The sequence below is a fragment of the Lysinibacillus sphaericus genome (assembly GCF_002982115.1).
GTDB classification, from domain to species: Bacteria; Bacillota; Bacilli; order Bacillales_A; family Planococcaceae; genus Lysinibacillus; species Lysinibacillus sphaericus.
In genome coordinates, this window is sequence record NZ_CP019980.1 from 1873908 (window position 1) to 1898503 (window position 24596).

Sequence of the window (24596 nt, forward strand, 5' to 3'; positions counted from 1 at the left end):
AATCGGATGTGCGCTTATGGATAGCGCTCATCCGATTTTTTTACTTATAAAATGCTGCCTAAACGTTTAATGCCTTCACGAATAATGTCAGGTGTTGCATTTGTATAGTTCAGACGCATCGTGTTTACACCTGTTTTTGACGTATAGAAGGGATCGCCAGGAACGAAAGCGACCTTTTGTTCCATTGCTTTATTAAAGACGTCCAAAGCTGCGACACCGTTATTCATTGTCGCCCAAATAAACATCCCACCATCTGGACGAGTGTATTCAACATGTGCAGGGAAGAATTCCTGCATCGCATCTAGCATTGCATCAGATTGATTTTTATATAAAGCAATGATTTTTTTTACGTGTTCTGTATAATCATTATTTGCTAAGTAATCATAAATCACATATTGTGAGAAAATGTTTGTGTGTAGGTCAGTTGCTTGCTTTGCTGTTTCAATATGTTTCATTAACACTTTGTTTTTCGTAATAATAAAGCCAAGGCGCATACCTGGTGTAACTGTTTTAGAGAAAGAACCTAGTAAAATACTATTTTCGAGTTTTCCGGCACCGATATAAGGAAGTGGTTCACCTTGGAAGCGTAGTTCTCCATATGGATCATCTTCAATTAATGCTACGTCGTATTTAGCAATAATGTCATATATTTGTTGACGTTTTTCCTTTGAATACGTAAGACCGGTTGGATTTTGGAAGTTAGGTACTGTATAGATGAATTTTACGTTTGGCTGCTGTAACGCATTCTCTAATTCTTCTAAATTAAGGCCATCGTTTTCAAGGGTTACACCATAGAAATTAGGCTCACTTAATGTGAAGGCTTGAATCGCGCCTAAATAGCCTGGTTCCTCAATGACAATGCCATCCCCTTTATTAATAAGTACTTTACCAATCAGTTCAAGCGCTTGCTGTGAACCAGTTGTAATCAATATATCATCTGCACTAATATCTAACCCATGAACACGTTTGTACTTAGCTGCGATGTATTCACGTAAAGGTGCATAGCCTTGTGTAGATGAATATTGGAATAATCGACTGCCATTTTCACGAATCGCATGGTCAACAGATGCTTTTAATGCATCGATTGGGAAAGAGATGGGGTTTGGTAGCCCACCTGCAAAGGAAATGACATCCTCGGCATCCGTTACTTTTAAAATATTACGGATGAATGAAGATGGTGTGTTTAAGATTCTTTCAGAATATTGCATAATTTTATCGGTCCCTTTTTCTGATTTTTTAAAAATTATAGCATTGTAATCATTTGCATACAATATTATGATTGTATGCAAGACAATTATATATTGTATGCAAAGCCAAAAGAAAGGGGTTAAAACATGCCGTTTAACTCATTTGATGAATACCCAATGAGCTGGAAGCCCAATATAAGCAATATTTCTGCGCCAATCTATATCGCAATTGCAGAGCAGTTAGAGCAGGATATTAAGGAAGGCGTTTTATTGCCAGGGACTAAGTTGCCACCACAACGAGAACTGGCTGATTTTTTAGATGTCAATTTAAGTACAATTACACGAGCGTTTAAGCTGTGCGGACAAAAGGGACTAATTTATGCCTCCATTGGGAGTGGTACATTTGTTTCTTCTGATGCAGCAGCAAATAAAATTTTATTACCGACAAGTAATGCTGGTCATTTAATCGAGTTAGGTTCGGTCTTACCAGATGCGTATGCAAATGAAGAAATAACACGTTATATGAAGAAAATGCTGAATGATTCTAATGTTAGCAAGTTATTTCAATATGGTCGACCAGAAGGGAATGCATGGCAAACTGAAGCAGCAGCAAAACTTTTAGAAAAGGTTGGATTTCAAACGGATCAACCAATATTGCTTGGTGCAGGAGGTCAAAATGCAATTGTCGGCACATTAGCCGCTTTATTTCATCCAGGAGATCGTATTGGAACAGATCCTATTACATATGCAGGAATCAAAACGGCGGCCAATATGCTTGGTATTCAACTAGTTGCCATTCAGCAAAAAAATGGAGAGATGACAAAAGAAGGACTATTGTATGCTTGTAAAAATGAACATATTAAAGGTCTTTATGTGATTCCAGATTTTCATAACCCTACAACCCATACAATGTCTTTGGAAACAAGAAAAATGATAGCAGAAGTGGCAAGGCAAAAAGGATTGATCGTGATAGAGGACGCCATTTATAGCTTTTTGAAGGAGCAACCACTAGCGCCAATCGCCTTTTATGCACCGGAAAAGGTCGTGTATATTGCCAGCGTGTCCAAAACGATATCACCTGGTTTAAGGTTATCCTTTATTGTGACGCCTAGTGCATTAAGAAAGAAAATTATTGAAACACTATATAATATCAATATTTCGGTATCACCTGTTATGGTGGAGCTTACAGCAAGACTAATTCAAGATGGTGTTGCGCAAACGATATTAGAGAAACATCGCTTATATGCTAAACAACAAAATGCGCTTGTGAATCAGTATTTAGGTGAATACAATATTTTAGGTGATGATGAATGTATTTTTAGATGGCTTCTATTACCAGAAAAATTTACAGGTGTGCAGTTTGAATTACTTGCTTCGAAAGCGGGCGTCCAAGTCTATGCAGCAGAACGTTTTGCAGTAGGTAATGCCAAACCAGTAAATGCTGTACGGTTGGCAATTACGGCACCAGAAAATAGCACACAGCTTGAGCAAGCTTTAACGGTGTTAAAGGAATTGCTTGAAAGTGATGGTGACTACGCGTTTGTAGATTAACAGTGAATGAGTGGAAGGGAGAAGTGTTAGATTGCATGCAATCTAACACTTTTTTACTGTTGAGCGTAACAGCGGGGTTTCGCAAAAGTTTACCCGCGGTTTTTCACAGTTTACCCGCGAATAGGAGACTTTTACCCGCGCTTCCCAAAGGTTTACCCGCGAATCATAAACTTTTACCCGCGATTCAAATATTCTGTAAATTTTCACAAAAACAAATTGCATTTTAAATCAGTTTAGTGCATATTTATAACATATTAATTTTTTTAGAAGAAGGAGAAATCTATGAAAATATATAATGCTACAACAGCTGATGTTACACCTGTCTATGAACTAATCAAAATTTACGCAGATAAAGAGATTGTATTACCTCGTTCCTTATTATCAATTTATCAACAGTTACAGTGTTTGTATGTTGTTAAGGACAATTCTAAGGTTGTTGGGGTAGCAGGGCTACATGTCTTAGGGCAAGATTTAGCAGAGGTTCGTTCCTTAGTGGTAGATCCAGATTACCAACAAAAAGGAATCGGTCGAATGTTAGTGGAACATATCATTCAGGAGAGTCCCAAATTAGGGGTGGAAAGATTAATATCCTTAACATATCAAGTGAAGTTTTTTTCAAAACTGGGATTTCAAATTGTCAAAAGAGATGATTTGCCAGAAAAGGTTTGGACGGATTGCGTGAATTGCCCAAAAATTAATAATTGCGATGAAGTAGCGATGGTTAAATATTTGGAAACTGCAGACTAAAAGTTGAAAAGGAGGAAAAGGCAATGCAAGAACTAGGGAAAAAAGAAAATGATTTGCAAACAATGATGCCGAAAGGATTTTATACTTGTGTGAAGAACCTCGGTATTAAAGATGAAACGCTAGACTTCACGGTTATTATGTCATCTACTGTAGCAAACGCAGCTGCTATGTTTACCCAAAGTAAATTTTGTGGTGCACCTATCCCCATTGGTAAGGAAAATGTTGCAAACGGTAAATTACAATGTTTTGTCATTAACAGTAAAAATGCGAACGTCGCAACAGGGGAAGAAGGGATTCGCAATGTTCAAGAAATTGTCAACTTGGTCGCACAAGAGTTAGCAATTGCACCTGAAAATATTTTACCTTCTTCAACTGGTGTAATTGGGCATCAATTACCGATGGATAAAATAAAAAATGGAATCATCAATCTTAAAGAACAGTTAGTAGAAGGAGGCTTAGAAAAATCAGCACAAGCAATTATGACGACAGATACTTATCCAAAATGTAAAATATGCAAAGTCGGTAATGCTACACTAGTTGGTATTGCAAAAGGTTCTGGCATGATAGAGCCGAATATGGCTACGATGTTATCCTACTTTGTAACAGATGCAGAAATTCCAGCCGCGACTTTACAAACAATTTTTAAAGAAGCCGTCAATCATTCATTTAACATGGTAAGTGTTGATACCGATACGAGTACAAGTGACACAGTAGCCATTATGGCGAATGGATTAGCAGGGAAAGTGGATATCAAGCAATTTACTGAAGCGTTAAATAACATGAGCATTGACTTGGCAAAAGAAATTGCCCGTGATGGGGAAGGCGCTACAAAATTAGTTGAAGTCACTGTCAATGCGTCATCGAGCTTTGCACAAGCAAAAAAAGTGGCTAAAAGTATTGTGAATTCGCCACTCGTGAAAACCGCTATTTTTGGAAAAGATGCCAATTGGGGACGTATAGCCATGGCGATTGGTAAATGTGAAGATGAAGTAGACCTTAATCCTGAAAACATCTCCATCTATTTTGGTGAAACGTTAATTTATCAAGGGAAACCAATCGATACCGTCGATTTATCTGTCATCCAAGAGTATCTTGAGAATTCTGAAATCCAGATTAAAGTATCTCTCGGATTAGGCAAGGAAGAAGCTACTGTATGGGGTTGTGATTTGTCCTATGACTATGTGAAAATTAATGGTTCCTATACAACATAAAATAACAGTGCAGCTATTGTGCAATCATTGTACAGTACCTGCACTTTTTTTGTCGCAAAAAAATGCAAGTGAGTGAAAAAAGGAACAAAAGTTCTTATATGTGATAAACTATAGAAAAAGTTTAATTTGAAGGATTAACATGACGAAGAAACGATACATTCTTTCTTTTAAAAATGTATGTAGATATTAAATTAATGAGGTGAGAGAAAATGCATAAAGGAAGAATTATTTTGCATATTGACCTAAATTGCTTTTATGCCTCAGTGGAACAAATTTACGATCCCTCATTAAAAGGAAAACCAATCGCCATTGCAGGTAATCCAAAAGAGCGTAGAGGTATCGTGATTACATGTAGCTATGAAGCTAGAAAAAGTGGTGTTTATACAACGATGAATGTCGGTGAGGCAAGAAGAAAGTGTGCCGATTTAATTGTTCTGCCACCGAATTTTGAGCGATATAGAGCAGCTTCAAAAGCATTTTTTAGCTTATTGAAAGAATATAGTGAAATTCTTCAACCAGTTTCTATTGATGAAGGGTATATGCAATTGCCGATGGTAGAAGGTCAAAATGTAATGGACCTTATACAAGGCATACAAGACCGCATTTGGAACGAACTACAATTGCCTTGTTCAATAGGTGTTGCACCGAATAAGTTTTTAGCGAAAATGGCAAGCGATATGAAAAAGCCGATGGGAATTACCATATTACGTAAGCGTGATGTACCATCTATACTGTGGCCATTGAATGTCATAGAAATGCATGGAATTGGGAAAAGCACAGCCGAGAAGTTGAAAAAGTTGGGTATACAAACAATTGGAGAATTAGCTGTGGCGGATGAACGGCTATTAAAGCAACAATTTGGCATCAATGGTGTTCGTATGAAACAGAAGGCGAATGGTGAGGATGATCGACCTGTTGATCCCGAGGCAATATATGATACGAAAAGTGTAGGGAACTCGACAACACTTTCGCACGATACGACGGATAGAGATGAATTATATAAACTTATTACTACACTTTCTGAAAAGGTAGCGGATCGATTAAATGCTAAAAAACTTGCTGGCGTCACGGTGAGTATTTTAATCCGTACAGCTAATTGGAAAACCTATACGCGCAGTAAATCGGTCAACAATGCTATTTTTTTAAAAGAAGATATTATTGAACATGCATGGAGCCTTTTTCAAAAACATTGGAATGAGGAGCCTGTCCGATTATTAGGCGTAACCATTTCAAATGTCAGCAATATGAAAGAAATGACACAGCAATTAACATTTTTTAATTTTGAAGAGCATATCAAAGAGGAGCCAATTTTAAAGGTAGTGGATGAGATAGAAGAACGATTTGGCAAAGGCATCATTAAAAGAGGAGCAGATATTGCAAAACGATCATCTTTTCAATCACAGACGAGCTTTAGTAAAGATTTTTTAGATGATCTTAAATAAGGTGCTTACGTTTTTATGACGTAAGCACCTCGTTTGCCTTTTATTCTTTTGGGTTAATAATTCCGTAAAAAACAATATCTTCAAATGTATTATTTTTATAAATATGATCTTTTAAAGTACCTTCATAACGCATACCACACTTTTCCATAATCTTACCAGAAGCGGGATTTGATTTAAAATAGCGAGCATAAACACGATGATAGTTTTTCTCTGTAAATACAAAATCAATTAGTGCTTTAGCGGCTTCGGTTGCATAGCCATTGCCCCAATGCTCTTCACCAATCCAATAGGCAATTTCACCATTTTTATATTGTGGATGATTGGAAATACCGATTGCCCCATATAACTGTCCACTTTGTTTGTCTGTTATAGCAAATTCATACATAGTATCTAGATCATAATGCTTTTCATGATTTGCAATCCATGTGAGTGCACATTCTAATGAATAGGGGTAAGGTAAATTTAATGTGCTTTTATAGATATTATAATTATTACAATAATTGCTGACTGCTTGTGCATCTGATTCCTGAAATAGACGAAGCAGTAAGCGCTCTGTTTCTATTGTTTTGGCCGTTTTACTATAGATCATGTTTATCCTCCCATCCTGTTAGTGATTAAAGCTTAAAACTTTTTTACAGTATATCATGTGGAATTGGATTATATGTATATTGTTAGGTGATTTTGTAGCTATCTGAAGCCTGTGTTATTTGTACATAATAAAATATAAAATAAGTGAATAATTAGGTAACCTATATGGCACATTAACATATAGGAGGTGGAAGAAGAATGTCTAAAATTATTGGTGTTGAACAATCATTATCAAACGTAGAAGATGCTTTAAAAGCAAAAGGGTATGAAGTGATTCAGCTTCGTAATGAAGCAGATGCAAAAAAATGTGATGCTTGCGTAATTACAGGACAAGATAGAGATGTCATGGGCATTAGTGATCCTATTATGGCAGGTCCTATTATCGATGCAGCTGGGCTTTCCGCTGATGAAGTAATACAACGTGTAGATCAATATTTCCATTAAAGAAAGGGTGCTATTTTTGAAGTCCTTCGTGACATCAAAGGTGGCACCTTTTGAATGTCGTATAGGACTAGTGAGGTACTATTGACAATATCTTTATCCTATCATTTCCTTTATAATGAACACTAGCTACATACATTTTAAGACCATCATGGGTAGACATAAGGGGAGAAGAATGAAATGGAAATACTTCACGCAACAATGGATGAATTAGAAGATGTAACAGTGCTATTTGATGAGTATCGGCAGTTTTATGGACTAGAATCGGATATTAGTAATGCCAAAGCATTTATCCAATTACGGATGGCTTTAAAAGAATCCATTATTTTTATTGCTGTGGAAAATGGGAAATCAATAGGGTTTGCACAACTGTACCCAACGTTTTCTTCTATCGCATTACAGCGTGCTTATATACTAAATGATATCTATGTAACGGATGAAGCGAGGGGCCAAGGGGTAGGCACAGCATTGATGGAAAAAGTGTTTCAATATTGTGAGCAGCAATCGGCACGTTATGTGACATTGCAAACCGCTGCTGACAATGTACATGCGCGTAAATTATATGAAAATCTGAATATGATACAAGATCAATATTGTAATTATGTAAAGTATTTTGGTTAAATGAATGGTAATTATGAAAAAGCCCTAGATATCAATCTAGGGCTTTTCTATTGACAGAAAGGTAATGCATTTACTGTATTGCCAGTGTATACGGTTGTGTACTTGCTCGACCATTTGCTTCACTAACTTCAATATAGTATGTTCCTGGCTCCAATGGTACGATACCTAGTTCGGCATCATCGGCACCGTAATTATCGATGGTTTTTACTGTGCGTCCTTTAGCATCAATAATACGGATGACACCATCCAAACCTTTTTCGGTTAGTAAGGTGAACGTTACATTGTGCTTACTGTCATTGTAGAATTCAAAATAGTCCTTATCACCAAACGGTACATTTGCGTTGAAATATTGAGTAGCTACCCATTTATCGTCTGTTTTCGTTAGTGAAGATGGTTTTGTAGGTATACCATTGACTAATTTAGAATCCGCATCCTCATCCTTCTTTTTATGATCAAACAGCGTTAAAGTATATGGCTGAGTCGAAACTAAGCCGTTATCGATGGCATTAACAGCAATAAAGTAACCATAATCTTTTTTTACTTTAAATGATGTATTTAGCGCCGATATCCCTGATATACCAAGTAGCCTTTCAAAATAGCTTTCACCTTGGCCAAATGGAATTTCTGTTTGCATTTCATTGCCGTCAATTTGCTTATTACCATTAGTATCTTCAATGATAGAGCCCGTAAATTTCAAATCTATTTGTAGCTCTCTTGGTAATGACGTTCCTTGCTTATTTGTATATGGCTCGGAATTGATGAGAAGACTTAATACTGTATCTTCGCCCTGATGATTGTAGTAGTAATAATTTATATCATCATAAAAAACGAGTTTATTTTGATAGTTGGTACCAGATTCAATTGAACGGGCATTTTCAACTGTATTGATTTCTTTATTTTGGTCTTGGGGAATTGCCGCAATTTTATTTGCTTTAAAAATATATGGTTCGGTAGAACGATCACCGAAATTTAAGACTTTAGCAACATAAGTTTTACCCTTTTTCAAAGCAATTGTCTTGGGATCATTTTCATTGATTGTTATGCCGTAGAGTCGTGAAATAATCGCTGGATCATTCGTTAATGAAGAAATTAGTTGCAATTCTTTCGTTTCCTCATCATATTCTAAAATACTACCAGTTGGTCTTTGATTTTTGCCTTTTTGAAGTTGGAAACTATAGATGGCATCTTCTTGTGGTGTGAAAATAAAATAGTCGATATCCTCATCTGTTTGGAAGTATGCCTTGTATTCTTTACCAATCGTATAAGGAATTGCATGCTCCAAAATTACTTTTGAGTCCTCTTCTTCATCAGATACTTCTATACTTGAAAATAGTTTTTTGTTAAAGTTCTGTTGACGTTTTTTTGTTTTCGATGGAGCAGGTGAGGAAGAATTATTTTCCTCGGCTTCTTGTGTCGGTTCAATTAATGGAAGACCGTCTTCATCTTCAGGTAAATAAACGACTTCACCAGTTAATGTGTAAGGAAAAATGGACTCGTTAATTCTATCGTTTTCTTCATTGTCAATGCCGCCACTTAAAAACGTTAAGAAAGACTCGAATGAAGAATCGTTATCACTGTTATTTGTAACGCTAAGGACATATTCTTCATCAGGTTCGACATCGACAATAAGACTAACTCCTTCGCCTTTTGTTTTGCTGCTTAATGCCGAGATTGGGAGGCGTTCATCATCTTCTTTATCGTCACCTTGTTCTGAAGGTTCATGTTCAAAATCTGTTTTTAGATAAAGTTCTAAAGATGCAGTTACACCAGGGATACCAGATAAATCAAATTTCAACGTCGTTGGCTTTGAAACAGTGAATGTGAAATAGTCTTGGTCGCTCTCATGATCTTTAGAAAGCAGTGTATAGTTTTTCCCTTGTGTATTGAATGGGAATTTTTGTATCGCCACTGCTTGATCGATCGTCGTTAAATTATCAATTGGTAATGTGTTTGTTGTTTGAGCTGTAAATGTAAAGTAAGACTTGCCCTTTAAGCTATAGCCTCCATTATGGTCCTTTACACCAATAAGAAGTGTTCCTGGTTTCTCTGCTTTATATAGATAGCCCTCTTGTTGGTTCACGCGCACATCATTTACTTTAATCGGTTCTACATCGCCACTATAACCAGTAGGGTAGAAGTATAAATCAAATGCATAATCGTAATTTTCGGCACCTTTTAAAGACAATTGAGCATATTCATTCGCATTTAAATCTACCTTGTACCATTTTTTCTCTTCTGGAAGCCTAAACTCACCTTTTTCTGTATTTAGAACATTCTTTTTCAGTACTTTGGCGTTATTCAACCGTTGTTCTTTTGTTTCGTTATAGCGTTTAGGTAGATTATTAATATCAAATTGTAGTGCTTTAACAGGATCAACCAGACCATGTCCATACGTAAGGTCGTAGCCTGGCTCCCCTAAATCTTTAGCAGTCAATTCAAGAATCGCTTCTATTTCATAAGGCTTTAAATTTGGATATTTGGATTTTAATAGTGCCGCTACACCTGCAACAACAGGTGATGCCATTGATGTACCGCTAAATATTGCGAAGGACGAGCCTTTCTTTTCATCGTAGACGGTACTATATATATCTTCTCCCGGAGCCACCAAGTTTACAGATGGACCATAGTTTGAGAAGCTAGCTAATTTATTTTGTTCATTTGTAGCACCAACGCTAATAACGCTTTCAAAAGAAGCTGGGAAGGAGTAATTATCGGTTGCTTCATTGCCTGCCGCAGCTATGACGGTAATCCCTTTATCAATCGCCATTTTAACAGCCTCTTCCATTAGAGGGGACTCTCCATAGCCACCAAGACTCATATTAATAATGTCCGCTTTTTGTTCGATGGCATAAAGAATGCCTTGAGCAATGGCAAAATCACTCGCGTCTTCTTGTCCGTTAAAGACGTCTATTGGAAGGATTTTGGCATTAGGATATACCCCATGCCCGCCGATACCATTATCTTTTGTCGCGCCTACAATGCCAGCGACATGCGTGCCGTGAGCATCAGCAACAGGAGAGTCGGCAGGTTTTACCGCATTATATGGTGGCAGTACTTGCGCTTGCAAATCGGGATGTTTATAGTCTACACCCGAATCGATAACGGCTACTTTTACATCATGATTGCCAGCTAATGCTAGTGCTTTATCAATTTCCAGTAGCTGCAAATGATACATATCTTTTTTCTTTGGATCTACAATAGTGTTAAAGGAATGATATTTGTAGCTTGGGGATACACTTTTTACACCTTTTTGCTTGGCGTAGTAGGAAACAACCTCTGTTAACGATTGTCCCTTTTTAAGTTGGATTACATCGTAACCTAATGAAGGAATGGAGCGAATAACTTTTGCACCTATTTTACTATGTACGTTCTTAGCAAGACCCGAATGTTTCACGATAATCGTATTATCACTAATCCATTCGTTTCCTCCTGTTTGTTGCTTGAACTGCTTCGCTCCTTGTTTGTTGTTGCTAGCGAGCATAGTTTTCACTGATTCTGGGTTCTGTGGTGCTTCAGCAAAGGCAGAAGCAGCAGGAACCAGTAAGGCAGAACATGCTACGACAGCGATTGATTTCATCACCCAGTTTTTCAATTGTTATTACCTCCTTAAAAAATTATAAACTACAATATTTATAACGGATGGTAAAGAGAAAGGTTTCATACCACAATAAAATTTTTTTACAAGTTTTTTTGTTATAACTAGTATATTGTTTTATAAATGAAAGTTTTATAGGTTTTTTCGCATGAGTTGTTCATCGGTCTTTTGCGGAGTGAAAGACGGAGGAATATTAATCGTCCCGTATGTAACGGTGGGTGTTTGACAACAACACGGTTCGTTGCATACGGGATATGGCAAGGTTGGTAGATATTCATAGATGAGGGTGGTGGCTACTAGATTTGTTCCTTAAGAAGGAGTGTATGGCGACAACTAGCATCTAGTACTCGTTATGCTCGATACGTACTTAAAGTTGTTCAATAAGTTTGTGTAAATCTTTTTTGGAACGAGGCATTGCTATATTGTCGCCCAATAGTTTTTTTGTTTGTAAGGCAAGCGTCATTTCAAATACCCATGGTCGTTCAAGGTGGGCTTTTTCAAGCAATTCCTCTTGGTAGAACATGTCGATTGGATCCCCATTATAAATGATTTTCCCTGCCTCCATCACGATTATTTGATCCGCCCATTCATAGGCTAAAGCGATATCATGTGTCGCTAATAAAAACGTACGTTGCCCATCTTCTAATTTAGCTAAGTACTGTAATAATTGTGCCGCATAATAAGTATCTAGCCCAGCAGTCGGTTCATCTAATAGTAAGACGGAAGGTTCCATTGCGAGCACACCAGCCATGGCAACACGTTTCTTTTGTCCGACGCTTAAAAAGTGAATAGGCTTATCAAGCAATGCTTCAACCTCTGTTTGCGCAACAGCCCACGCGATTTTTTCTTCAATTTTTTCGTTTGACCAGCCAAGATTTAATGGCCCGAAAGCTATGTCTTGCTTGACGGTACCAGAAAAAAGTTGATTGTCCGCATCTTGGAAGACGATGCCAACTTGTTGTCGTAATGTTGCTAATGCTTTTCTAGAATAGCTAAGCGTTTCGTTACAAAAAGAAATAGTGCCAGCTGTCGGTTTTAAAATACCATTTAAATGCTGAAATAACGTAGATTTACCTGCGCCATTGTGACCAAGCAGGGCAATTTTTTTTCCCTTTGGTATTTGCAAAGTAATATCTGTTAAAGCTTTAGTGCCGTCTGCATAAGCATAAGATAAATGTTGAAGATCAAAATAAAGCTCAGTCATGAGAAATACCTCCATAGATAATGAGGGATACGAAAATAATAACAATGCCTAACCAGTTTTTCTTGTTGTAGCTACTACTTTCTTGCCAATAGACAGCTTCGCCACCGCGTGCCTGCATCGCATTATTTAGTTCGCGACTGCGTTGGAACATTTCGGCAAACAGTGCTGCAATAAGCATGGAAATCGACCGAAGCCATTGCATTGGTGATTGATAACCAAGACGTGCTTGTTGTGCAAGATGAATTTTTTGCATGCTGTTCAAAAAGATAAAAATAAAACGGTATGTTAGCTCTACCAACTCTACAAATAAAGCTGGCAACCGCCATTGCCGTAAGACATAACAAATGGATTGTACGGAAGTCGTTAAAATTAAAAAATATAAACAACTAATACTGCCCAAAACGGTGAAAAACAGGTGCCGCGCTGTTATCAAGCTGTCATTTCCTATAAAAATGGTCCACTGGCTTAGCGAAAATGTCCATAGATGCGCCGGCAAAATACTAGCAGCAGGTGCAATCGAAATCAAAATAGATAGTAAACTGGAGAGCAAGAAAAAACTCGGTAAAAGCAGGAGTTTTGCATAATATTGTAAAGGAATTTTTGCGCCTAAAATGATAAAAGCACTCATTACAAGAAATGTAATGAGTGAAATTTGTTCATCTCTCATGATAAGCGACAATAGCAACAACCCAAGGGAGAACGTCATTTTTTCTAACGGATGAACGGACGCTAGTTTATTCATATAAGCATACTTATCAATGAGTAACATCGTTTAACCTTCTTTATGCTTACCGCGCATATAGCCCACGAAATAGCCAATAAAACCAGCGCCAATAGCGGCTTGTAAGACGAATAATAGACTTTCAATTTCACCACTTGGTGGCTCCCATAAGCTTTCAAACCATGGTTCGTATTCTTTGTTTATTTCACCAATGGCTGCTTCAGCTTCACCGTCAGCACCGCCGAATTCAGCGCCTTTTTGGATGAATAGAGGGATGATTGCTAAAAATATCACAATAGCTAATAACAGTAAATTTTTCTTCATGTTAATGTGCCTCCTTTGCAGAGAAAACACGTAAAGCTTTTAATTCGCTTACATTGTATTTTTTTAAGAAATTCATCACAATGACAGTTAAAATCCCTTCACTAATCGCTAGAGGAATTTGTGTTAACGCGAAAATCCCTGCGAATTTCGTGAATGAAGCCATAAAGCCTCCCACTTCTGAAGGGAAGGCAAGTGCAAGTTGAACGGATGTGACAACATATGTACCCAAATCCCCAAGCATTGCTGCAAAAAAGACAGCGAGAGAAAAGGATAGACCGATTTTTTGAGCACCTTTAAAAACAGCATACGCAATCATTGGTCCTACAATCGCCATGGAAAAAGCATTTGCGCCAAGAGTGGTAATGCCACCATGCGCTAATAGTAACGATTGGAATAATAAGACGATTGTCCCAATCACACTCATTGCTAATGGGCCAAACAGGACTGTGCCAAGTCCAACACCAGTAGGGTGTGAGCAACTGCCCGTAACAGATGGAATCTTTAATGCAGATAACACGAATGCAAATGCCCCTGATAGCCCTAATATCATTTTCGTTTCAGGGTTTTCATCAATTGTTTTGCGAATTGAGCGTAGCCCTAAAATAATAAATGGAATCGAAATAATCCACCAAAATATCGCCCATTCAATCGGTAAAAATCCTTCCATGATGTGCATGGCAAATGCTCGTTTTGGTACTAGTAAAAATGCTAGTAGGAAGTAACTAAGTTTCCAAAAAGATAATTTCAAAATCTCTCCTCCTTAAATCAAAATTTTCGAATGTAGCGTGCGCAATAAAAAAAGCACTTCTCCTAATTTAGGAAAAGTGCATAGCTGAAAAAGCAAATAGAATCATCATCTGCTAAGCCGCACACCTATCCTCGTAGGTTGAAACGATCACGTTTTTTTCGGCAGGTCTCCTGGCTTTAGTTCAACGTTTTATAGGTCTTCCCGTCCATTGGACAGTGACATTCTCTATAAAACTCCCTAGTACAGTGGCGGGACCGCGCCGGACTTGAACCGGCTTCCCTTTTAAGCGAAATGGCTACACTTCGCACCGAAAAAAGATGAAATTGTGAGATTTCACGACACAGTGTAACATGTTTTTCCATTCGCAAGCTATCCTTTTTTATAAAAAAAATTTTTCGTTGTTTGACATTCTAGAAAATTCAGATAAATACAAGAGAATAACGGTCGCTATCAATGAAATACTTGTTGAAATTTTATTAAAAATCTAATAAATGAAAAAGAAATGTTGAAAAGTATGAAAAAAATAGGCTATGATAGAGACAGTTTTCAATTCATTTTAAAAACTTACAGCATTTCAATTTAATATAGATACATCTATAAGTGCTCGAAAAAGTTCGAGATAATAGGGAAATCGGTGTAAATCCGATACAGCCCCCGCTACTGTAATAGCTGATGAAATCGCAATGCCACTGAAAACTTGGGAAGGCGCGAGAGTAAAAGGAAGCTTAAGTCAGGAAACCTGCTTATTGATGGCATGCAAACTTTTCGGAGGGAGAAGTGAAGCGAGAGCGGATACGTGTATATTCGTTTTTATTTTGGCTTCTACAAAACCTTTACTCTTCGATATAGAGTGAAGGTTTTTTCTTTTTCCTAAAAGTAAATGAGGGGAGAAAAGCAATGACAACTTGGAACTTAGAGGGAATGAAAACGCATCTTTTTATTTGTAATGGCAGTAGCTGCATGAAAAAAGAGGCAGAGGAAATTACCCTAGCAATACGAGATGAAATCGAGAAATTAGCACTTGATAAGGAAATACATACGACAAGAACGCGCTGTAATGGCAGATGCAAAGATGCCTGTGTTGTCATCGCTTATCCACAAGGAAATTGGTATCGTGTGCCATCGGTTGAACACGGGAGAACACTTGTACAAGATTTAAACCATGACTCTTTACATAGTGAACATGTTTTTACACTGAAAGAAGGTACATTACAGCGTACACCGCAAACAACAGCCATTAAAGGCATCGACAAGGTGAAAGAGGGGTAAAAAATGGCGCAAAAAGGAAAGATTTTTGTTGTGGGCTTTGGCCCTGGTGATTTTAACCATATTACGACTCGTGCTGTGGAGGCACTGCAACAAAGTGAATTTATTATTGGCTATAAAACGTATGTTGAGCTTATTCAAGATTTAGTTAGTGCAAAGTCGATTGTTAGTACGGGCATGACAGAAGAAGTTTCACGAGCGCAAGAAGCAGTACGTCAAGCGGAAGCTGGCAATATTGTATCCGTTATTTCAAGTGGAGATTCGGGTGTATATGGGATGGCGGGGCTTGTCTATGAAGTGCTTATTGAGCTTGGTTGGACAGAAGCAACAGGTGTTGAAGTCGAAATTGTACCAGGTATTTCAGCTATTAATTCCTGTGCAAGTTTACTAGGTGCACCGATTATGCATGACTCTTGTACCATTAGTTTAAGTGACCATTTAACGCCATGGAATTTAATCGCCAAGCGTGTGGAAGCAGCAGCTATGGCAGATTTTGTCATCGCTTTATATAATCCAAAAAGTGGTCGCCGTACACGTCAAATTGTAGAAGCCCAGCGGATTTTACTTGAATATCGCTCGCCTGATACGCCTGTAGGTCTTGTCAAGAGTGCCTACCGAGAGCGTCAGGAAATTACGATGACGACTTTAGCAGAGATGCTTGAGCATGATATCGGCATGTTAACAACGGTTATTATCGGCAACTCTTCGACGTTTTTCTATGATAATAAAATGATTACACCGCGAGGCTATCAACGTAAATATACGCTCGGGGAAGAAAAACAGCCTTTACGTCCTCATCAGCGTTTAAGAGAAGAAAATGAACCGTGGGCAATGAACCAAGAAACAGGTACTGCAAGCCATGATTTTGCGGCAGATCCAAATGCAGGACGGATGAAAAGTAATATTGCCATTACGCCTGTATCAACACCGACAAAATCGTCTTTAGAAATGGCAGCAACAGCACTTGCAATGGTGCAGGGGACAACTGCAACAAAAGCCACACCAAAGCTAGTTCAACAAAAAATGGAGTCAATTTTTGAACTAGCTGTTAGCCCTGGGGTAGCAAATAAATTTTTTACACCACAGCAGATGATGGCATTGGCTGAAGTTGTGGGAGATGAAGGCACGATGGAGTATACGCCAGACCATCAAATTCACTTAAAAATCCCAACGACAGAACCACAAGCGATAACAGAGAAGTTGAAAGAAGTAGGGTTTTTACTCTCACCAATTGGGGATGTCTTGTCATTAAAGGCATGTGATTTCTGTTATGGGGAGAAGGCTGATTCCATCCCATATGCAGAAGAACTTCAAGCAAAACTTGGTGGGTTGTCATTGCCGAAAACATTAAATATTGGCTTTAATGGCTGTGGCATGGCATGTTATCGTGCTGTGTTTGATGATATCGGTATTGTTTATCGCAAAAGTAAATTTGATGTCTTTATCGGAGCAAAGCCAGTAGGTCGAACAGCACATGCAGCACAGCCTGTCGTAGAGGGGTTAGAGCCAGAACAGCTTATTCCGCTTATTACAGCGATTATCGAGGAATATAAGGCAAATGCACATCCAAATGAACGCTTGTTTAAGTATTTTAAACGAGTGAAAAAAATATTGCATTTTACGTATCAAGATATGTCATCCAAAATAAAAGTAGAGCCAGCACCGTGCGGCGACTAGTGAGGAGAAAAGAAATGAAAGCAATTTTATTTATTGGCCATGGGAGCCGTTTAGCAGCAGGAAATGATGAGGTACGCACGTTTATTCAACAATTGACTCCTTCAATTGACGACAGTTATATCGTTGAAACTTGCTTTTTAGAATTTGAAGCACCTAATATCCCAGCAGGTATTGATGCATGTGTAAAGCGTGGCGCTACAGAGGTGTATGCTGTGCCCATTATTTTATTGCAAGCAGGCCATTCAAAAATTCATATCCCTGCAGCGATTGATGCAGCTCGTTTAAAATATCCGGATGTAACTTTTACATATGGGCGACCACTTGGTGTGCATGAAGAAGTGTTAAATATTTTAACAGAACGTTTATCAGGAACAGGCTTGAATATTAAAGAAAAACAAGAAGATACTGCGATTTTATTTATCGGCCGCGGTGGAAGTGATGCGGATGCAAACAGTGATTTTTATAAAATTGGTCGTTTGCTTTGGGAACAGTTAGATGTCCTAACAGTGGAGTGTGCATTTATGGGCGTAACGAATCCCTCAGTGGACGAAGGAATCGAACGCTGTTATCGTCTTGGCGCGAAAAAGATTATTATGTTGCCGTATTTCTTATTTACAGGCATCTTAATGGAGCGTATGGAGGGGATGCAAAAGAGCTATGCAGCCACATATGCTGATTTAGACATCCAATTGGCGGATTACTTTGGCTACCATCCAAAATTAAAAACGGTGTTGCTAGATCGTATGGAAGAGGCCATTGCAGGAGACGTAAAAATGAACTGTGATACATGTCAGTACCGTATTAATGCATCGGCATTCGTGGAGCATCATCACGACCATGACCACGACCATGGTCATCACCATCATCATCATGACCACGATCACGATCACCACCACGATCATGAAGAGGAGCTAGTGAAATGATTTTCATGTTAGCAGGGACAAGCGATGCAAGAAATCTTGCACTTGCATTGCAGTCAGCAGGCTATGCTGTTACAGCTACCGTTGTCACAGATTCAGCTGCTACAAGTCTGGCACAAGTTGGACTGCCTCATTTAGTCGGTCGATTGACGGCAGAGGAGATGGCTGCACTTATTACTGAACGAGGGGATCGTTTAGTCGTTGATGCATCGCACCCATTTGCAGAGGAAGCTTCTAAAAATGCCATGGCAGCGGCAAAAAGTGCAGGTGTTCCATATATCCGCTATGAACGCGCAAATGAGCATTACGAACATCCACTGATTACAGTCGTTAAAGATTACGAGGAAGCAGCACAATTAGCTGCGACAAAACGAGGCGTCATTATGCTGACAACAGGTAGTAAAACACTTGCTACATTTACAAAGGTCTTGCAAGGGTTAGAACATACTCGTGTCATTGCACGTATGCTGCCTCGCCTTGATAATATGGAAAAATGTGAAGCGCTTGGTGTGGCACAACGAGATATTGTAGCCATTCAAGGACCCTTTTCAAAAGAGTTAAACGAAGCATTATTCCGCCAATATGATGTCACTTTAATGATTACAAAAGAAAGTGGCAAAGTGGGCTCAGTAGATGAAAAACTAGAAGCCGCTCTAGCATGTGGTATCGAAACGATTTTAATAGCACGACCAAATATCCAATACGGCCAGCAATATTCCTCATTTGAGGACGTACTTCAGGCTGTGCAAAACATACTTTAGGAGGCAATTTAAATGGACTTCAAAACAGATTTTAAACCATTAACAGTAGACCCAGATAAAATTTATGATTATAGTTTCTCAATTATTGCAGAGGAAATGGGCGAACATGATTTTTCAGAGGATGAGTGGAAAGTTGTCCGCCGCATAATCCATGCTTCGGCAGACTTTGAATTAGGACGTAGTGTAATTATTACACCAGGAGCGATTGAAGCAGGGATTAAGTCAATTCTTGCAGGACGTCATGTTATTGCAGATGTGCAAATGATAGAAAGTGGTTCAGGTAAAAAACGTTTCCAAAAACATGGCGGAGATTTACACTGCTATATCGCAGATGAAGATGTGTCGATTGAAGCGAAAAAACAAAATACAACACGCGCTATTATCTCGATGCAAAAAGCGTCAAAATTACACGAAGGTGGTATTTATGCGATTGGGAATGCCCCAACTGCTTTACTAGAATTAATTCGACTAATCAAAGAAGGTTTAGCAAAGCCAGATTTAATTATTGGTATGCCAGTAGGCTTTGTTTCAGCAGCGGAGTCGAAAGAAGAGTTATTGAAAATAGAAGGTATTCCATATATTACAAATGTTGGGCGTAAAGGCGGTAGTACAGTGACGGTTGCTGCATTAAATGCCATTTCATTATTAGCGGACGAACAGGCGAAAAAATAATGGAGCGGAAGCCAAAAAAGGATCCTAAAGACATGCGTCACGGTTATACAACAGGAGCCTGTGCAACAGCCGTTACGAAGGCCGCTTTGCTAGCACTTATTACGAATGAAGAACAAGAAACGAGTACGATTCATCTGCCAATAGGGCGAGATGCAACGTTTACGATAGAAAAATGTACGTTCGGTCATAACGAAGTAAGTTGCGAAACAATAAAGGATGCTGGTGATGACCCAGATGCAACACATAAAGCCCTCATTATTGGTACGGTAAGTTGGGCTGATACACCAGGGATTCATTTAGATGGGGGTATTGGGGTCGGGCGAGTAACAAAGCCCGGCTTGCCCGTTGCTGTTGGAGAAGCCGCCATCAATCCTGTACCTCGTAAGATGATACATAGTACCGTGCAAGATGTGCTAGATGATTTTCAAATTACACGCGGCGTTAATGTTGTTATTTCTGTACCAGATGGTGAGGAAATAGCGAAAAAAACATTGAATGGACGGCTCGGCATACTTGGTGGCATTTCCATTTTAGGCACAAGGGGAACCGTCGTGCCTTTTTCGAGTTCCGCTTATATGGCAAGCATTGTCCAAGCTATTAGTGTTGCAAGGGCTGCTGGCTGTGACCATGTTGTTGTGACAACAGGTGGACGTAGCGAAAAGTTTGGCATGGCTGAGTATCCTGCATTACCTGAGGAAGCATTTATTGAAATGGGTGATTTTGTCGGCTTTACGTTAAAGCATTGTAAACGGCTTGGCATTAAGCGCGTATCGCTCGTTGGCATGATGGGGAAATTTTCAAAGGTAGCGCAAGGGGTGATGATGGTGCACTCCAAAAGTGCTGCGATTGATTTTAATTTTTTAGCACAGTTAGCTACAGATATTGGGGCAGATGAAGAGACTGTTGAACAAGTTAGAGCAGCGAATACCGCCTCTCAAGTTGGTGAAATGATGGCGGAAAAAGGTTATGATGCATTTTTTCATCATTTATGTGAAGCGTGTTGTTATTCATCATTACACCATATTAGAGGTGGCTTGACGCTCTCCACATCGATTTATTCGATGCAGGGACAATTACTAGGAAGGGCTGATGACATTGCATCAATCGATGAAATTGATTGGGATCGGGGATAACGGACAGGAAAGTTTACTTCCACAGTATAGACAGTGGATTACAGACTGTGAAGTGCTCGTTGGTGGTGAGCGTGTCCTTGATTTTTTCCCAAGCTTTACAGGCGAAAAAATCGTCATTAAGGGTGGGCTTTCGTCGCTCGTTGAAAGACTATCTGAAGAAACGCGAAAGACCGTTATTTTAGCGTCAGGTGATCCACTTTTTTACGGCATCGGAGGCTATTTAGCAAAAAAGCTTACGATTGAAGTATATCCATATATGAGTTCCGTACAGCTCGCTTTTTCAAAAATGGGTGAGAGCTGGCAGGATGCCTATGTAACAAGTATTCATGGGCGCCCAATAAAAGGCTTGGCACAACGTATTGATGGCAAAAAGAAAGTGGCATTGCTGACAGACGCCGATAATAATCCAAATGCGCTCGCACGCTATTTAAAGCATTTTGGCATGACGGAATACCGTGCTTTTGTTGCAGAAAATTTACAAGGTGCTGATGAAAAATATGGCTGGTACTCTCTTGATGAATTAGAAGAAGCAAAGTTTTCCCCGCTAAATGTCGTGATTTTACAGCAAACATCAGCTCCAAAGCGCTATGCACTTGGCATTGATGATGAAGCGTTTTCACAACGTAAGCCGGACAAAGGACTTATTACGAAAAAGGAAATCCGTGTATTAAGTTTGCAAGCAATGCAACTTCAAAAGGACAGTACGATTTGGGATGTAGGTACGTGCACAGGTTCCATGGCCATTGAAGCAGGAAAACTTGCACCAGAAGGACAAGTTTTCGCTGTGGAAAAAAATGCACCTGATTTAGAAAACTGTCTGCAAAATCAACAAAAATTCCGTGTTGATATAACAGCTATTCATAGTAAAGCGCCAGCTGGACTAGAACAATTCCCAGATCCAGATGCCATTTTTATCGGCGGTACAGGCGGGGAAATGGTCGAGCTATTACAGTTGTGTTGTACCCGTTTAAAGCCAAATGGTCGCATTGTCTTAAATGCGGCAACTATTGAAAATTTATATAAAGCAGTCGAGGCGTTTAAGACATGTGGCTTTGCAGTGGAAATTTTACAGGCACAACTTGCGCGTAGTAAACCAATTTTAGATATGACGCGCTTTGTCCCATTAAACCCAATTTATATTATTTCGGCATATCGAAAGGAAGAAAATCATGAGTAATCTTGGCATTTTATATGGCTTAGGCGTTGGCCCTGGCGATCCAGAATTAATTACAGTAAAGGCATTCCGCGTTATTCAGGAGTCGCCTGTTATTGCGTACCCTAAAAAGTTAAAAGGTAGCAAAAGTTACGCGCATCGTATTGTAGATGTTTATATCAACCCAGAGGAAAAAGATATGCTAGGTCTCGTTTTCCCCATGACAAAAGATGAAGCCGTCTTAGAGCGTGAATGGACGAAGTCTGTTGAACTGGTCTATGGTAAATTGCAAGAAGGGAAGGACGTAGCGTTTGTGACAGAAGGGGACCCTCTGCTATATAGTACGTTTATCCATATGATGAAGCTTATGCAGGACATGCATCCAGATGTAGAAATTCGCACTGTACCGGGCATTTCTTCATTCAACGGTTCTGCGTCTCGTTTAGGCATTGCCCTTGCTGATGGAGATGATCGAGTTGCCATTATACCAGCCCATGATAATTATGAAGCGATGCGTGAAGCGATAGAAAGCCATGATGCTGTCGTATTTATAAAAGTAGCAAAAGTAATTGATTTAATGCTAGAAGTACTGCGTGATTTAGATTTACTTGATAAAGCTTCCGTTGTCACAAAGGTAACATCTGATGAGGAAATTATTTGGGATGTACGTGAACTAGACGGTGTTGATTTAGAATATTTAACGTTAATGGTGGTGCGTAAATAATGAAAAAAATATATATTGTCGGTGCAGGCCCAGGGGACCCCGATTTAATTACTGTCAAGGGTTTACATATGCTACAAACAGCGGACGTTGTGATGTATACAGATTCATTAGTAAATGAAGACCTGATCGCAAAAGCAAAGCCAGATGCGGAAGTAATTCGAACAGCCGGCATGCATTTAGAAGAAATGGTTGCCGTCATGGTTGAGCGTGTCAATGCAGGGAAAGTAGTCGCGCGTATGCATACAGGTGATCCAGCGATGTATGGTGCCATTATGGAGCAAGTTGCATTATTAAAGAAGGAAGGAATTGGCTACGAAGTGATTCCGGGGGTTAGTTCGGTATTTGCTTCAGCCGCAGCGATTGGTGCCGAGTTAACGATTCCTGATTTAACACAAACGCTTATTTTAACACGTGCAGAAGGACGTACTCCTGTACCAGAGTTTGAAAAGCTACGAGATCTTGCTAGCCATCATTGTACGATTGCGCTGTTCTTAAGTGCCACGCTAACAAAAAAAATCGTCAAAGAATTGCAAAGTGCTGGATGGGCTGATCATACACCGGTTGCGGTTATTCAACGTGCCACATGGCCAGATCAAAAAATTGTCCGTACGACATTAGTTGAGCTAGATGAGGCAATGCGTGTCAATGGTATTCGCAAGCATGCCATGATTTTAGCAGGATGGGCATTAGACCCGGATATTCATGATAAGGATGAGTACCGTTCGAAATTATATGATGCGACCTTTACACATGGCTTCCGCAAAGGTGTGAAGACAAGTGATTGAATTACAAGAAGGTATGCTACCTGAAGTGGAGCAGCGCAATCCCTATGCAGTGGTTGCCATTACCAAGCATGGTGTGCAAATCGGACGCAAACTACAGCAGACTTTTGCAGCAAGCGATTTATATTATATGAGTAAGTTTGAACAGGGCGACGAAGATGAAAAGCATATTCAGCTTTTTACTGGAACGGTTCGTTTATTACTGCCAACACTTTTTAAACAGTATAAAGGCTTAATATTAATTATTTCACTTGGTGCGGTTGTGCGCATGATTGCACCTATTTTACAAGATAAGAAGACTGACCCAGGTGTTGTAGTGATTGATGATAGAGGCGAGAATGTCATTAGTGTGTTATCGGGCCATTTAGGTGGCGCCAATGAGCTAACACATGAAGTGGCAGCGGCACTAGGAGCAAATCCTATTATCACAACAGCTTCTGACGTTCAAAAAACAATTCCCGTTGATTTATTTGGGGCACGTTTTGGCTGGGTATGGGACAGTGCTGATAAATTAACACCAGTTAGTGCCTCAGTCGTTAATGAAGAACATGTGGCGATTGTACAGGAAACGGGTGAACGTGATTGGTGGATGCGTGATACGCCAATGCCGGAACAAATAAAAATTTATCCTTCAACACAAGCGGCAATTTTAGCGCAACCGCATGCTACGCTATTGATTACCGATCGACTCATTGAACAAGAGGAAGAAGTGCTGTTAGAGAATGGTGTTATTTATCGACCAAAATCAGTTGTCCTTGGTATGGGTTGTAACCGTGGGACGTCTGTTGAGGAAATTGAACAGCTGATTGATGAAACACTAGCTGAATTAAAGCTATCGAAAAAAAGTGTCAAAGCATTGTGTACAATTGATTTGAAGAAAGATGAAACGTGCTTTATTGAACTAACGAAAAAGTATGATTGGGAGTTCGTAACATATACGCCAGCACAATTAAATGAAATAAATTTTCCATCACCCTCTGAAACGGTCTTTAAATATACAGGGGCTTATGGCGTAAGTGAACCAGCTGCGATGCGTTATGCACAGGTGGAATCGCTCGTATTAACTAAGAAAAAATCAGGCAATGCTACGATTTCAGTAGCAAGATTAGTATTTTAAGGAGGGGGCTT

23 protein-coding genes and 2 riboswitches are annotated in these 24596 nt (G+C 39.2%); of the genes, 16 read left to right on the forward strand and 7 right to left on the reverse strand.

What is annotated here, in order from left to right:
* Nucleotides 1–44: 44 nt before the first annotated feature.
* Nucleotides 45–1208 carry an aminotransferase-like domain-containing protein gene (locus LS41612_RS09400; RefSeq protein WP_024361126.1) on the reverse strand — a complete coding sequence of 388 codons (1164 nt, stop codon included), beginning with the start codon at nt 1206–1208 and terminating at the stop codon, nt 45–47.
* 126 nt (nt 1209–1334) lie between these two features.
* Between LS41612_RS09400 and LS41612_RS09405 the strand changes: the two genes are divergently transcribed.
* The 4 genes from LS41612_RS09405 (at nt 1335) to LS41612_RS09420 (ending at nt 6138) form a co-directional block, all read left to right on the forward strand.
* Nucleotides 1335–2738: an aminotransferase-like domain-containing protein gene (locus LS41612_RS09405; RefSeq protein WP_024361125.1), complete on the forward strand. Its 1404-nt coding sequence runs from the start codon at nt 1335–1337 to the stop codon at nt 2736–2738.
* A 282-nt stretch (nt 2739–3020) separates the two neighbouring features.
* A complete protein-coding gene (locus tag LS41612_RS09410) occupies nt 3021–3485 on the forward strand; it encodes an N-acetyltransferase (RefSeq protein WP_024361124.1) in 465 nt (154 codons plus the stop codon).
* Nucleotides 3486–3508: 23 nt separating this feature from the next.
* Nucleotides 3509–4696: a bifunctional glutamate N-acetyltransferase/amino-acid acetyltransferase ArgJ gene (argJ, locus tag LS41612_RS09415; RefSeq protein ID WP_051147695.1), complete on the forward strand. Its 1188-nt coding sequence runs from the start codon at nt 3509–3511 to the stop codon at nt 4694–4696.
* Nucleotides 4697–4905: 209 nt separating this feature from the next.
* Nucleotides 4906–6138, forward strand: coding sequence for a DNA polymerase IV (locus LS41612_RS09420; protein ID WP_024361122.1), 1233 nt, complete (start codon nt 4906–4908; stop codon nt 6136–6138).
* 40 nt (nt 6139–6178) lie between these two features.
* Here LS41612_RS09420 and LS41612_RS09425 read toward each other — a convergent pair whose 3' ends face one another.
* Entirely contained in the window at nt 6179–6727 is a 549-nt protein-coding gene (locus LS41612_RS09425) for a GNAT family N-acetyltransferase (protein WP_024361121.1), read from the reverse strand.
* 197 nt (nt 6728–6924) lie between these two features.
* On the opposite strand from LS41612_RS09425, the gene LS41612_RS09430 reads away from it, so the two are divergent.
* Both LS41612_RS09430 and LS41612_RS09435 read left to right on the forward strand, forming a co-directional pair.
* Nucleotides 6925–7170 carry a YkuS family protein gene (locus LS41612_RS09430; RefSeq protein ID WP_024361120.1) on the forward strand — a complete coding sequence of 82 codons (246 nt, stop codon included), beginning with the start codon at nt 6925–6927 and terminating at the stop codon, nt 7168–7170.
* A 177-nt stretch (nt 7171–7347) separates the two neighbouring features.
* The gene (locus LS41612_RS09435) at nt 7348–7788 is read left to right on the forward strand and encodes a GNAT family N-acetyltransferase (protein ID WP_024361119.1); all 441 of its coding nucleotides are present in this window, start codon (nt 7348–7350) and stop codon (nt 7786–7788) included.
* 70 nt (nt 7789–7858) lie between these two features.
* On the opposite strand, the gene LS41612_RS09440 is transcribed toward LS41612_RS09435, so the two are convergent.
* The 5 genes from LS41612_RS09440 to LS41612_RS09460 form a co-directional block, all read right to left on the reverse strand.
* Nucleotides 7859–11380 carry a S8 family peptidase gene (locus LS41612_RS09440; protein WP_024361118.1) on the reverse strand — a complete coding sequence of 1174 codons (3522 nt, stop codon included), beginning with the start codon at nt 11378–11380 and terminating at the stop codon, nt 7859–7861.
* Nucleotides 11381–11750: 370 nt separating this feature from the next.
* On the reverse strand, nt 11751–12587 hold the full coding sequence (locus LS41612_RS09445) for an energy-coupling factor ABC transporter ATP-binding protein (protein ID WP_024361117.1): 837 nt from the start codon (nt 12585–12587) through the stop codon (nt 11751–11753).
* Complete coding sequence (gene cbiQ, locus LS41612_RS09450) at nt 12580–13356, reverse strand: cobalt ECF transporter T component CbiQ (protein WP_024361116.1); 777 nt, start codon at nt 13354–13356, stop codon at nt 12580–12582. Before cbiQ ends, LS41612_RS09445 begins: the two co-directional genes overlap by 8 nt.
* 3 nt (nt 13357–13359) lie before the next feature.
* A complete protein-coding gene (locus LS41612_RS09455; RefSeq protein WP_024361115.1) occupies nt 13360–13632 on the reverse strand; it encodes an energy-coupling factor ABC transporter substrate-binding protein in 273 nt (90 codons plus the stop codon).
* A 1-nt stretch (nt 13633) separates the two neighbouring features.
* Nucleotides 13634–14380, reverse strand: a complete 747-nt coding sequence (locus LS41612_RS09460) for an energy-coupling factor ABC transporter permease (protein WP_024361114.1) — start codon at nt 14378–14380, stop codon at nt 13634–13636.
* A gap of 143 nt (nt 14381–14523) precedes the next feature.
* Nucleotides 14524–14707, reverse strand: a riboswitch (cobalamin riboswitch).
* Between the two features lie 254 nt (nt 14708–14961).
* Nucleotides 14962–15141: riboswitch (cobalamin riboswitch) on the forward strand.
* A gap of 136 nt (nt 15142–15277) precedes the next feature.
* Here LS41612_RS09460 and LS41612_RS09465 point away from each other — a divergent pair.
* Genes LS41612_RS09465 through LS41612_RS09510 form a run of 10 tightly spaced genes read left to right on the forward strand, consistent with a single transcriptional unit; the run spans nt 15278 to nt 24585 of the window.
* Nucleotides 15278–15649 carry a (2Fe-2S) ferredoxin domain-containing protein gene (locus LS41612_RS09465; RefSeq protein WP_024361113.1) on the forward strand — a complete coding sequence of 124 codons (372 nt, stop codon included), beginning with the start codon at nt 15278–15280 and terminating at the stop codon, nt 15647–15649.
* A gap of 3 nt (nt 15650–15652) precedes the next feature.
* On the forward strand, nt 15653–17323 hold the full coding sequence (gene cobJ, locus LS41612_RS09470; RefSeq protein WP_024361112.1) for a precorrin-3B C(17)-methyltransferase: 1671 nt from the start codon (nt 15653–15655) through the stop codon (nt 17321–17323).
* A gap of 14 nt (nt 17324–17337) precedes the next feature.
* A complete protein-coding gene (locus tag LS41612_RS09475) occupies nt 17338–18246 on the forward strand; it encodes a sirohydrochlorin chelatase (RefSeq protein ID WP_024361111.1) in 909 nt (302 codons plus the stop codon).
* The gene (gene cobK, locus LS41612_RS09480; RefSeq protein WP_024361110.1) at nt 18243–19004 is read left to right on the forward strand and encodes a precorrin-6A reductase; all 762 of its coding nucleotides are present in this window, start codon (nt 18243–18245) and stop codon (nt 19002–19004) included. The genes LS41612_RS09475 and cobK overlap by 4 nt, the downstream gene beginning before the upstream one ends.
* Nucleotides 19005–19016: 12 nt before the next feature.
* A complete protein-coding gene (locus LS41612_RS09485) occupies nt 19017–19676 on the forward strand; it encodes a precorrin-8X methylmutase (protein WP_024361109.1) in 660 nt (219 codons plus the stop codon).
* Nucleotides 19676–20809 carry a cobalt-precorrin-5B (C(1))-methyltransferase gene (locus LS41612_RS09490; RefSeq protein ID WP_024361108.1) on the forward strand — a complete coding sequence of 378 codons (1134 nt, stop codon included), beginning with the start codon at nt 19676–19678 and terminating at the stop codon, nt 20807–20809. The genes LS41612_RS09485 and LS41612_RS09490 overlap by 1 nt, the downstream gene beginning before the upstream one ends.
* Nucleotides 20766–21986: a bifunctional cobalt-precorrin-7 (C(5))-methyltransferase/cobalt-precorrin-6B (C(15))-methyltransferase gene (locus LS41612_RS09495; RefSeq protein WP_029747080.1), complete on the forward strand. Its 1221-nt coding sequence runs from the start codon at nt 20766–20768 to the stop codon at nt 21984–21986. The genes LS41612_RS09490 and LS41612_RS09495 overlap by 44 nt, the downstream gene beginning before the upstream one ends.
* Nucleotides 21979–22686 carry a precorrin-2 C(20)-methyltransferase gene (gene cobI, locus LS41612_RS09500; protein ID WP_024361106.1) on the forward strand — a complete coding sequence of 236 codons (708 nt, stop codon included), beginning with the start codon at nt 21979–21981 and terminating at the stop codon, nt 22684–22686. Before LS41612_RS09495 ends, cobI begins: the two co-directional genes overlap by 8 nt.
* Entirely contained in the window at nt 22686–23471 is a 786-nt protein-coding gene (gene cobM / locus LS41612_RS09505; protein ID WP_024361105.1) for a precorrin-4 C(11)-methyltransferase, read from the forward strand. Before cobI ends, cobM begins: the two co-directional genes overlap by 1 nt.
* On the forward strand, nt 23464–24585 hold the full coding sequence (locus LS41612_RS09510; protein WP_024361104.1) for a cobalt-precorrin 5A hydrolase: 1122 nt from the start codon (nt 23464–23466) through the stop codon (nt 24583–24585). The genes cobM and LS41612_RS09510 overlap by 8 nt, the downstream gene beginning before the upstream one ends.
* Nucleotides 24586–24596 lie beyond the last annotated feature (11 nt).